Source organism: Geomicrobium sp. JCM 19038 (genome assembly GCF_000698125.1).
GTDB lineage: Bacteria > Bacillota > Bacilli > Bacillales > Marinococcaceae > Geomicrobium_A.
This window is the reverse complement of sequence record NZ_BAXA01000003.1, coordinates 16382-27954: the sequence shown is the minus strand read 5'-3', so window position 1 is coordinate 27954 and position 11573 is coordinate 16382. Positions and strand designations below refer to the sequence as shown.

Below are 11573 nucleotides of genomic sequence, written 5' to 3'. Positions count from 1 at the left end.
CTTAATCCGTTTTATTATTCTGCTGCCTCTGGAGGAATTAGTTCCTCAGGAATGTCCATTCCAACTTCTTCAAAATACGTATATGCCCCGATATGTAATGGCACAGAAACTCCGTCTAATGCCGTTTCTAAAGACATTGCTTTTGCGGAATTATGCACTTGATACATCGTTTCTAAGTTCTCAAATAAAATCTTCGTCAATCGGTAAACGCTTTCATCATCAAGGTGTTTATCTACAGCTAAGATATTTGATTGCGCAATCGTTTCAATCGGTTCAAGTTGCCTTGGATAGGACTCTTCCTCAATTGTGTACCTAAAAAAGACCGGCTGTCCGTCATTAATTGAATCTAATTGGTCGTCTGTTACTTCGAGTACACTAGCATTGACTCCACTTGCAAACATATCTGTAATAGCCGTTACTGGGACCCTGCTGGTAAAGAACCTCCATCTAATCGACCGTCACGCATGGATGAAATCGTATCGTCATAACCAAGATAATCTGGTGAAATATCTTGGATTGAAAGATCGATTCCATTAATTAAAGCAAGCGTCGACTGTTCAGTTCCACTTGCTTGTGGTCCGACAGAAAATGATTGACCTTCAATATCAGCGATCGTACCTGTCTCAACATAATTGTTCATCAAAACAAAGTGTTCAACATTTGGCCAAAGCATCGTAATGGAACGTAAGTCTTCATAAGCGTTCCCTTCAAAAACCGATGTTCCTTGATAAGCTTGGTCAGCAATTAGCCCTTGGAGTATTGCGAATTGCGCTTCTTCTTTTCTAAGTAAATCAATATTTTCCACCGAACCGGCAGAAGACTGACCAGTCGCGCGTATTCCTTCGTCAATCAACTCTTCTGTCCATAAATTCCCCATGCCTACGCCAATTGGATAATATGTACCGCCTGTCGATGCTGTGGCAATTGAAAAATATTGATTTCCTTCATTACAAGATGCCAACAACATTGACGTACTAACTAGTCCTGCAAGAATCGTTGTTTTCTTGAGCACCTAAATTCCTCCCCTTTATGTAAGCGCTTAAGTAAGTTGTATGACAAGTATACAACTTATCGGACAAATTACAATATAAATATTAGATAATTAGCTGTTTTTTAATGAATTAACAAAAAAAAAGAACCCTGCAGGGTTCTAATTACGGTTTATAAACATACGTTACATGCCTCTTAGACGGTTCTGATGGTCGTTCATTGACTCGCTAGCTTCAGTTAATAGATTCTAAGTAAGACAGTTAATTCTTCAATTTCTACATCGATCGCTTTTGCACATTCATAGTGTTCATGATCATTTAATCGATTTTGAAATTGAACGAGCCACTCTAGCTCCCTTAGAAAGATCTTACGGTCTTCATAGCTCATCATTAAAGCCCCAATTCAGCGCTAGTATATTTCTATATACCCATTATACATGAAACCGAAACGATGACTAGATGAATCGTCATAATTTCTAATTTGGAACGTTTAACTCTAACCATTCGTCTGTTTCTTCAAAGCCGTACTTTAAATAAACTGGCTTTCCTAATGCAGATGCACCGAGCCATAACTTATGTACCCCCCGCTCTTTCGCTTCAATCACAGCTAGATCAAGCATCTTTGTTCCAAACCCTTTGCCCCTATGTGTTGGTTTAGTATACATGTTCGTAATATACCCTTTCACACCACTTGCGTTCGTATAGGTAGGTGGAAATTGATAAAAGACAATCGCACTCGTAGCAACGATCACACCTTGTTCCTCAGAAAGCCATTGGATGAGGTCGCCTGACTCAATCTTGTCCACAAAGAACTGTCGCAATTGATCGTCAATATCTTGGTCAGCTGTGATACTTTCATCAATTAATTGCTGCTTTCGTATGTCGATCAAACCTTCTACGTCATTCAGTGTTGCACGTCTTATAAACATGACCTTGCACCTCCATTTGCATTCAGTGCCATCGTATCATATTCACGGATTTGCGTTTCGCTCCTTACGATGTAGGGAATTAAAAAGCCATTATCATAACGTTTATAGGGAGCTAGTGAACATGAAAAAACGATATGCTGCGCCAATCTTTATTCTCCTTAGCTTGTACATCGGTTTTAATGGCGCATTTTTATTTGATTATATTTTAGCAATGAATGTGTATTATTTTTGGGTTCCATTCGTTGCCTTTACACTTAGCTTTTTCCTTGGTCGGTTCATCGCCCACTTGACAATTGGACGCTTTATAAAAGTCTTCGGAGCGCTCTTTTTGAGTCTTTTTTTACCTTTTTTATACGTTGCAATTCCGATCGATTTGTTACTTATTAGTTTATATTTCTTAGAACTACTCACCTCTGAAGTCGTTAACATTGTTCTTTCGATCGCCTTCGTGACCTTTATAACGTTGTTACTCGTTATGTATCGTAATGCCTGGTCACCGATTATTCAACATCACACGATTACGTCCACAAAAGGTTCTAAAGAATCGTCATTTAAAATTGCTGTCATTACCGATATTCATCTAGGCAATATTAATGGCAACCGCCGAATACAACAACTCGTAAAAAAAGTAAATCGGCTGAATGCCGATGCCATTGCACTCGTTGGCGATGTGATGGAAGACAACATTGAACCGCTAAAGAGAAATAAAATGTTTGATGAGTTATCTCACTTAAAATCCAAGCTCGGTACGTTTGTTGTGCTTGGAAACCATGAATTTTACGGTCAAGATGTTGAAGAATATATTGAGCGAATGAAAGAAGCAAACTTCTCTTTGTTACGAGATGACATTGTTTACCTCGGAGATTCAATCTCAATCATCGGACGTAAAGATGCTGAAGATCCTACAAATCGTAAACTCGCTAAACAAATGGTCAATGAAACTTCACGAGAACGATTCGGCATCGTCTTAGACCATCAACCACTTGATCTTGAAGAACTATCAACTAACGACACATTGACCTTGTCTTCTCCGGTCATACTCATCGAGGCCAAGTCTCCCCGTTGCATTATGTTACGAATAAGAAGTTCCCGCTAGACTATGGAATAAAAACTCATAACGGTACATCAATGATCGTTTCATCCGGTTTTGGAACGTGGGGACCTCCCATTCGACTAGGGAGTCGTTCAGAAATTCGCTTCGTTGATGTCCGTTTTCAAAGAGCATCTTCTTGATTGTATACTTCTTCCAATTTGATCAATACTAAAAAAATCAAACCGTCAAGGAGGAAGAAGTATGAGCATTTGGCTAGACGAACACGAGCACAGCTACCAGAAAGTAGAATCCGATATAGAAGTCGACCATCTCATCGTCGGTGCCGGGATTACCGGAATTACTCTCGCCTATTTGCTGTCTAAGAAGGGGAAAAGCGTGACCCTCATCGATGCGAACCGACTCATGAATGGGACGACAGGGCATACGACAGCTAAAATCACGGCTCAACACGCACTGATTTACGATGAATTCAAATCAAACATCGGCAAAAGCAATGCACGCATCCATTATGAAGGTGCTGTTGATGCAGCCAAGCACATTCAATCAACCATTCAGGAGCTTGCAATCGATTGTGACTACGAAAAAAAAGATTCAATTCTTTATGCTACAAGTGATCGCTACGTTCAAAAGCTTGAACAAGAAGAAAAAGCCTATGATGCGTTAAACATTCCGTATGAACATACGCAAATTGATATGCTCTCATCAAAGAAAGCATTAAAAATGGCAAACCAAGCTGAGATGCATCCGACAAAGTACCTTTCCGCACTCGTTCATGAGATTACTCGAGCTGGAGGAACCATTTATGAGAACACGGTTGCAGTCAACATAAACCACGGTGAACAAACTGTTGTAGAGACGAGTGATGGCAATCAGATCACTTGCTCAAATGTGTACATTTGTTCTCATTTCCCCTTTTATGAAGCAGTCATTTTTATTTTTCCAGACTTACCGCTGAACGATCCTACGTAATTGCGATTGAGCCGATGCAAATGATCGATGACGGGATGTATTTAAATCCTGAATCACCCAAAACGAGATCGATTCGTAAAGCTTCTTATAAAGGGAAAGATGTGTTATTAATCGGAGGTGAGAGTCATAAAGCAGGACAAGGGAAAGCCGTATCCCATCATTACTTAGCTTTAGAGAAATTTGCTGAAGAAACGTTCGGGATCAAACAAGTGATTGATCGCTGGTCTGCGCAAGATTTAACGACGCTAGATAAATTACCATATATCGGGCCGATGCATGACGATTACCCGAATATCTATGTAAGTACAGGGTATCGTAAATGGGGAATGACTACAGGTACGCTCGCTGCCATGATTTTAAGTGACTTAGCAGAACAAAAACAAAATCGTTATGCCGATTTGTATGATCCGAAACGCTTTTATGCAGATCCATCTATTGTGACGTTTCTTCGTGAGAATTTGAACGTCGCTACACACTTGATTAAAGGAAAGCTAGATGGGACGAAGCAATCTTTAGGTAAGTTAGAACGTGGAACTGGCACTGTATTTAAACATAATGGTCAGCGAAGTGGTGCTTATCGAGATGATGATGGTCAACTTCACATTGTTGATACGACATGCACACACCTCGGTTGCGAAGTAAATTGGAATGATGGGGATCGTACGTGGGATTGCCCATGTCACGGGTCACGGTTTTCATATACTGGAGAAGTTATTGAAGGTCCTGCTGAGAAACCGTTACAAACGAAATCGTTTACGATGTTCGATGCGATTGATGTCGATCAAGAATCATCCGGTTATTAATGACGACAAACTCAGGTGATTTGTATCGATCTTGAAACTAATATCATGTGGCTATGAATTCTCGAACAAAAAGTGAGTAAGCGTTCCTCCTTACTCACTTTTTGTAACAGTACGATTATCCGATCATCCCACGTTCTTCGACGACTTGTGCGAGAGAAGATTTAATTGAAATATTCTCAAATTGTATTCCTAACTGTACAGCTGTTTGGGCGATTTCAGGTCGTAATCCTGAAAGTGTCGTTGATACACCTAGAAGTCTAAGGCCTTCAATTAATTGAAAGATTTGTTGAGCAACCATCGTATCAATGATGGGTACACCTGATAAATCGATAAATAACTCAGTAATTTTCTTCTCAGCACTTTGTGAAAGTGTTTGTTCGAACATAATCTTTGCGCGGTATGTATCAATGTCCCCTACAACAGGTAAAAGTGCTGTTCTTTGACTCAACATTAGTATTGGACAACTTAATTCTACAATGGTCTTCTGTTGTGCACTCGTTCGCATTTGCGATTGAGATTCATATTCTTTCGTAAACTGAACGATCACATCATTCATCTGCTTCGTAATTTCCTTTAGCCAATGCCGCTGTTCAGCAACATCCATTGTCGGATCAACATTTTGCAAATATTCTTCGAACAATTCGATATAAATTAATTGGTTGTTCATAAATTCACCAATAATTGTATCTAACGGGGTGTTCTGATGATATTCATCCTTTGCCACTCGCGCTATCCACGAATCAACTTGTATAACACCGTCACCTTTGAATAAATTAAAGAATTGAATATGGAAATCATGGTTTTGCTTCTTTAATTTCGTAATGACGCTTTCATTTTTACTTCCATAAACACCTTCATCAGATTCCAAATCTTCAAACCAGCGATTAGTAATGCCCTCACTTCGATTGATCATGTATGTATACAGTTGATTGTTCACGTTCATGCTACTCTCCTCTAATCTGTAATATTCAATGGTAATTATGCTGTAAGATAAATTTGGGCGTGTCTATTGTACATTCTGTTGGATAAAATAACTCATGAAAGTAAAACATAGCCTACTTGGCTATGCTTCTCTTTAATGATTCAAATCCGAGTGCATGAAACCCTATAATGATGGTATTCAAATTAGGTACATCCACATATACCCGGATCTACCAAGCTTAAACCCATTATTTAAAATAAATAAAGTTTATTTTTTGTTTACGCTTAATTCCTAGTCTTGTTCGCTCACTACGTACATCAAAAGCAAATTCATCCATTCGCTTAATCGCATTTAAATAGACAGATCCTAAGCGTAGCGTATCAATTTCATCGAACAGCGAAATAAAACGAATGTTATTCTCATCGAAATACGTTAACGTCTCAAGTAATAATTCGCTCGAAGTTGCTAAACAAGAAAGCTTAACGACAACAACCGTGTCCTTGGGTTGTAATTGCTCAATTAAATCAAGTAGTTCTTCATCCGAACCCTCACCAAAATCCCCTTCTTGGACAATCGTGTTGACGCCATACTTTTCTAGCAGTTGATTTTGAAGCCACCCTTCTTCATCCCGACTGTATGGTCTTACATATCCATAAATCATAGTAGCACCTCTTTTAAGTATGAACGTATTGTTATTATTACCTTTACACACTTAACTTTACAAGTAGTAAAGATCTCCTATACGTACACTACCCTCCGTTCACACTTTTGAATCATTACCTTTAAAACAACTTCATTTGTTCATGTTCAACTTCTGTTATATTAGAAACCGTTAGGCCTAATAAACGAATTCCTTGATCTGTTTCTCCAATTTCATCGTACATTTTCTGGCCAAGTTGATATATCTTATCTGCTGACTTGAAATCTGTGTCGTTACTAATCCTCTTCGTGATCGTTTCAAAAGAATGATAACGGACTTTAAGAACGACTGTTTTCCCTTTTTTCCCGTGGCGTTCGAGTGCAGCTTGCACTTCTTTACTTAATCTCATGAGTTCTCGCTTTACTTCATCCTCAGAGAAAAGGTTCGAGAAGTACGTATGTTCCTTCCCTACCGACTTGCGATTTCTCGTCAATGAAAGTGGTTTATTATCGATTCCTCGTATTTTACGATAATAAGACATTCCCGCCTTACCGAAGTATCTTACTAAATCCATTTGATCTAACTGATACAAGTCTTCCCCACGATAGATGCCTAATTCGTGCATCCGAAACGTGGTTTTCGGACCAATACCGTGAAACTTTTCAATCGGTAACTCCCGTAAAAAATCAACCGCTTTTTCTGGAGGGATGACAGTTAAGCCTGCAGGTTTATTCTGGTCTGATGCAATCTTAGCAATAAATTTGTTATAGGACACACCTGCAGAACTTGTAAGTCTCGTCTCTTTGTAAATTTGCCGTTGTAAGTGCTTTGCCACGACGGTAGCACTATCAATTTGCAACTTGTTGTTCGTCACATCAAGATAAGCCTCATCAATGGACATCGGTTCTACATAATCGGTGATTTTTCGCATGATTTGTAGGATTTGCTCTGATGCCTCTTTGTACGCAGGGTAGTTTCCTTCTATAAAAATCCCTTCTGGACAGCGCTCATACGCTTCGTACGCACTCATTGCTGAATGGATACCAAACTTCCGAGCTTCATAATTGGCAGTTGCAACGATTCCCTTTCCACCTGTTTTTCGTGGATGCTTCGCAATAATGACAGGCTTCCCTTTTAAGGAAGGGTTATCTCGTTCTTCGACAGAGGAGAAAAATGCATCCATGTCTACATGAATGATCTTTCTCGATACATTATTATACGGTTCAGGAAACTGAAGATCACTCGACATTGCACGTTCTCCCCTTTCTAAGTTTCATTATAACGAACAAACGATCGCATCTCAAACAATTAAAAACCCTTGCGATTTATTTCGCAAGGGCAATGAGTTTTATTCGTCTTCACTGTCGTCTTCATCCGATTCGTCTTCGGAATCTTCTTCAGGCATTTCTTCATCGTCTTCCATGAGTTCAGCACCTGCAATTTCAATATCTAGACCGAGTTTATAATCAACACCTGGGGTGTAGTTATTACCCGCATTCCAAAGAAGGAATTCATAAATATTGTTGTCATAAAGTGCTTTAATTTGAGCTTCAATTTCTGGTGCATCATAAGATGTCCATTGTCCATCTGGCAAATAGGATGCGGTAAAGTCTTGCAACCATGGACGAGAAACCGGTGGATTATCGAGTTCTTCTAACACTTCATTTTCAACTTGAGAATAATAGTCCATTACGTTGTATGGCTCCAAGTCTGGGTATCTAATACCTGGTAAGCTACCTTCTCCCCAATGACTTGGGTAAGGCATTGAAGAAATGACGTCTACGTTCTCCGAAATTGCTGCAAAGCTTTGGCCGATGTTTGGTTCATCGTACATTGCTGCTACTCCGAAAATATCAACCGATACTTTGACGCCGTACTCTCTAAGCTCTTCACGTGCATATTCTACAAAATCGGTTACAGCAGCAATTCTCTTTTCATAACGATCCATATCTGAATCTGCATACTTGCCTTCTGTGTAATTTAGCGAGTCATCTCGACTGCCGAACCCTTCTGGGAATCGCACATAGTCAAATTGAATTTCTTTAAAGCCTGCTTCTGCCGCTTGGCGTGCAACTTCGACGTTGTATTCCCATACTTCTTCTGAGAATGGGTTTACAAAGGCAGATCCACCAGGGTTCGTCCATACGTTGCCACCTTCAGTAAACGACAACTCTGGTTCTTGTTTTCCTAGAATCGTATCTTTGAAGACAACGACACGGGCAATCGGATAGATCTGTGACTCTTCTAACGTATCCATCATTCCCTCAACATCTGTAATCACATCACGAGAATTCTCTTGAACACGCTCATCTTCTGAGTCTGTTTCGAATGTAATAAAGCCGTCATCATCTTTGACGTCAATAACCATTGCGTTTAAGTCTGTACTGTCGACAAAATCAACGAGTTCACTGAATTTCTGACCACCAGCCGAGTGTGCCGTTGAGAAAATTCCACGAACGCCATCTTCTGGGTACTCAATGTTCACACCGCTATCATATGTAAATCGGTCTGGAATCAGGCGTGGTAACGTAAGTAGATCTTCTTCAGCATCCGGAATTGCAAATAACCTAGCTTCACTTTCATCTTCTGAATCTTCGTCTGAATCTTCATCAGCTTCTTCTGAGTCTTCTTCCGTCTCTTCTACGTCTTGTTCTGTATCTTCCGCTTCTTCCTCAGCAGACACGCTCGTGATACTTAACGTTGTAGCGACAAATCCGGCGACGACAAATGCTGACAACTTCCAAGGTCTATTCATCTATTCACCCTCCTCTTGAGGCGTAGGCATTTCAAAGTTTGCTAGAATTTCTTGCATACTAATTAACGTATCTTCTAGTTCATACCAATGGGCATTCATTGCACGGTGGGTTTCATTTACATTCTCAATCCCATCCGTAATATCGGCAAAGTCAGCTTCTTCACTGCTTAGCGTTTCAAAGTATTCACTTTGAGCGCTCAAGTTGTGACGGTATTCATCAATAAACTGGGATAATTCCGCACCATAATCTGACAGCCCTACTGAAAATTCTTCGATATCGTTCGGAAGTTCTTCTGCATCTACATGCTCAATGGCTTGTCCAATCGTATTCAATTCCTGGTTAATTTGGCTATGTATTGAATCGAGCGATTGCAAAATTTCCTCTCGATCACTTAAATTCGAAGCTACTTTACCCGTACCTTCGAGTAATGCTCCCTCACTATCATTGGCTAAGTCTTCTTCAAAATCCAACTGTAAATCTTCTTCAACGTTAAGTAACTGTTCCGCTTCTGATTGAAAATCTTGATGTAAGCCTCTATGCCGTCAACAGCATTCCCAGCGTCTTCTGCACTGGCAGTCTCTTCTGAGTCGGTACATGCCGATAACAGAACGAGTGTTAACGCTAGACCACTTACTGATACTTTCTTTTTCAACACAAGCCCTCCCTTTTCTTACAGATCTTACATGTGATGTTCATGTTACACATGACCCATTCTAAATACAAACAATTTCCATCATAAATCGTCAACCTCTTTATCGATATTATACCAATCATCAGAATACATGAATAGGGTATTTGTATAAATTTGTCATTTATTAGCAAATAGGTTTAAAGCTTTCCATTTTCGTGAATAGAAGATTAATACATCAAGGAGGGGTTTTTCATGAGCGATAAAGCGACGGATAAACTTAAAGGAATGGGTAACCAAGCGAAAGGTAGTGTAAAAGACGCTGCAGGAAAAGTTACGAACAACAAAAAAATGCAAGCAGAAGGAAAAACAGACAAATTAAAAGGAAAAGCGCAAGATACGAAAGCAAACGCCAAACATGAAATGGATAAATAAATTCAACGTGCAGCTTTGCAAGACAAAGCTGCATTCTTTTTTGTATAATGATGATTAACCGCCTTAACGTTTGAAAGGAATACTTCATGAAACACACTCAGCAAGATTTCACTAAAGGTCCATTGTTTAAACCGCTCGTGTTTTTTTCTGGTCCGATTATGATTACGAACTTGCTTCAGTCTTCTTTTCAAATTACTGACAGCCTTTGGGTCGGAAATTTACTAGGAGCAAGTTCTTTAGGTGCCGTCGCCATTTCAAGCACCATAATGTTTACCGTCTTGTCTTTTGTAATTGGCTTGAACAATGCCTCTTTAACCATTCTATCGCAACAAAGAGGCAAAGATAATGAACATGGATTACGTTCTTACTTAAATGCTTTTGTCGTCATCATGGCTGTCATCGCGACTCTGTTTGGAATTGCAGGCTATGTATTTTCAGAATCGCTCCTTTCACTCATCGGTACACCAGAGTCGATTATAGACCAAGCAATCGCTTACTTACAAATTACCTTTATCGGCATTATTTTTTTATTTGGTTACAACTTTATTAGTACAATTCTTCGTGCGTTAGGTGATAGTAAAACACCACTCAAGATTGTACTTATTGCCGTGATTCTAAATATTATCTTCGATCCGTTGTTTATCGTAGGGTTTAATCTTGGAATTGAGGGCGCCGCTTATGCGACGATTGCATCTCAAGGGCTCGCATTTTTTTATGGGCTATTTTATGTCATTAAACATCAGCTTGCCCCATTTTCTTTGCCTACGTTACCTAAACGAGTCGAAGCATCTTTAATCTTTCGTCTCGGCATACCGTCTGGACTACAAATGGCCGTAATCTCAGCCGGTGTTGCCGCCATTTTAAGTGTTGTTACTGGGTTTGGCGAAGATGTTGTTGCTGGATTTAGTGCCGCTCAACGTCTGGATAGTTTAATTATGCTACCTGCAATGGCTTTAGGAACTGCGGTTAACAGCATCGCAGGACAAAACATCGGTGCACAAAGCTGGGATCGTGTCCGCAAGCTCGCTACACTTGCCGTACTTTACAACTTTGCGATTATGTTTACAATCGCTCTACTTGTCGTGATTTTTGCGGAGCAAGGGGTCAGACTATTTATACAAGACGAAGAAGCAGTAGCTTTTGGGACACGTTATTTGCAAATCGTTGCACTATGCTATCCGTTTCTCGGTGTGAATTTCGTTTTGAATGGGATCGTACGTGCCTCTGGAGCGATGTACCAAGTGCTTATCTTAAACATCCTCTCATTTTGGGTGCTTCGCTATCCACTAACTGCACTATTCTCCCATTGGTTCGGTGAGGTTGGCATCGGCATTGGAATGGGCATCAGCTTAATCATCGGTAGTCTGTTTGCCTATCTTTACTTTCGTTACGGAAAATGGGATCAAAAACAAATATTCGCTGAACAATAGACGAGCCATGAATGGCTC

Annotated in this window: 11 protein-coding genes and 2 pseudogenes; 4 read left to right on the top strand and 9 right to left on the bottom strand. The window is 39.9% G+C overall.

What is annotated here, in order from left to right; genetic code table 11:
* Positions 1–14: 14 nt before the first annotated feature.
* From JCM19038_RS04925 to JCM19038_RS04920, 3 genes and pseudogenes are all read right to left on the bottom strand, one after another.
* Positions 15–967: pseudogene (locus JCM19038_RS04925) on the bottom strand (TAXI family TRAP transporter solute-binding subunit).
* A gap of 260 nt (positions 968–1227) precedes the next feature.
* Complete coding sequence (locus JCM19038_RS22625) at positions 1228–1377, bottom strand: hypothetical protein (RefSeq protein WP_193745043.1); 150 nt, start codon at positions 1375–1377, stop codon at positions 1228–1230.
* Between the two features lie 88 nt (positions 1378–1465).
* The gene (locus JCM19038_RS04920) at positions 1466–1918 is read right to left on the bottom strand and encodes a GNAT family N-acetyltransferase (protein ID WP_042415269.1); all 453 of its coding nucleotides are present in this window, start codon (positions 1916–1918) and stop codon (positions 1466–1468) included.
* 121 nt (positions 1919–2039) lie between these two features.
* Between JCM19038_RS04920 and JCM19038_RS04915 the strand changes: the two genes are divergently transcribed.
* Together JCM19038_RS04915 and JCM19038_RS25340 are read left to right on the top strand one after the other, a co-directional pair.
* Positions 2040–3014 carry a metallophosphoesterase gene (locus JCM19038_RS04915; RefSeq protein WP_042415266.1) on the top strand — a complete coding sequence of 325 codons (975 nt, stop codon included), beginning with the start codon at positions 2040–2042 and terminating at the stop codon, positions 3012–3014.
* A 198-nt stretch (positions 3015–3212) separates the two neighbouring features.
* Positions 3213–4744, top strand: a pseudogene (locus JCM19038_RS25340) (FAD-dependent oxidoreductase).
* A 115-nt stretch (positions 4745–4859) separates the two neighbouring features.
* Here JCM19038_RS25340 and JCM19038_RS04905 read toward each other — a convergent pair.
* The 6 genes from JCM19038_RS04905 to JCM19038_RS04880 all read right to left on the bottom strand — a co-directional run bounded on the left by JCM19038_RS04905 (position 4860) and on the right by JCM19038_RS04880 (position 9714).
* Entirely contained in the window at positions 4860–5687 is an 828-nt protein-coding gene (locus JCM19038_RS04905) for an STAS domain-containing protein (RefSeq protein ID WP_042415264.1), read from the bottom strand.
* Positions 5688–5913: 226 nt separating this feature from the next.
* Positions 5914–6327, bottom strand: coding sequence for a recombinase family protein (locus JCM19038_RS04900; protein ID WP_052361090.1), 414 nt, complete (start codon positions 6325–6327; stop codon positions 5914–5916).
* A gap of 121 nt (positions 6328–6448) precedes the next feature.
* Entirely contained in the window at positions 6449–7555 is a 1107-nt protein-coding gene (dinB, locus tag JCM19038_RS04895) for a DNA polymerase IV (protein ID WP_042415261.1), read from the bottom strand.
* Positions 7556–7654: 99 nt separating this feature from the next.
* A complete protein-coding gene (locus JCM19038_RS04890) occupies positions 7655–9061 on the bottom strand; it encodes a putative glycoside hydrolase (protein WP_081831617.1) in 1407 nt (468 codons plus the stop codon).
* Complete coding sequence (locus JCM19038_RS04885; protein ID WP_042415258.1) at positions 9062–9532, bottom strand: YkyA family protein; 471 nt, start codon at positions 9530–9532, stop codon at positions 9062–9064.
* On the bottom strand, positions 9511–9714 hold the full coding sequence (locus JCM19038_RS04880) for a hypothetical protein (protein WP_042415255.1): 204 nt from the start codon (positions 9712–9714) through the stop codon (positions 9511–9513). Before JCM19038_RS04880 ends, JCM19038_RS04885 begins: the two co-directional genes overlap by 22 nt.
* Positions 9715–9945: 231 nt before the next feature.
* Between JCM19038_RS04880 and JCM19038_RS04875 the strand changes: the two genes are divergently transcribed.
* On the top strand, positions 9946–10125 hold the full coding sequence (locus tag JCM19038_RS04875; RefSeq protein ID WP_042359884.1) for a CsbD family protein: 180 nt from the start codon (positions 9946–9948) through the stop codon (positions 10123–10125).
* An 86-nt stretch (positions 10126–10211) separates the two neighbouring features.
* Entirely contained in the window at positions 10212–11555 is a 1344-nt protein-coding gene (locus JCM19038_RS04870) for an MATE family efflux transporter (RefSeq protein WP_042415253.1), read from the top strand.
* Positions 11556–11573: the final 18 nt, after the last annotated feature.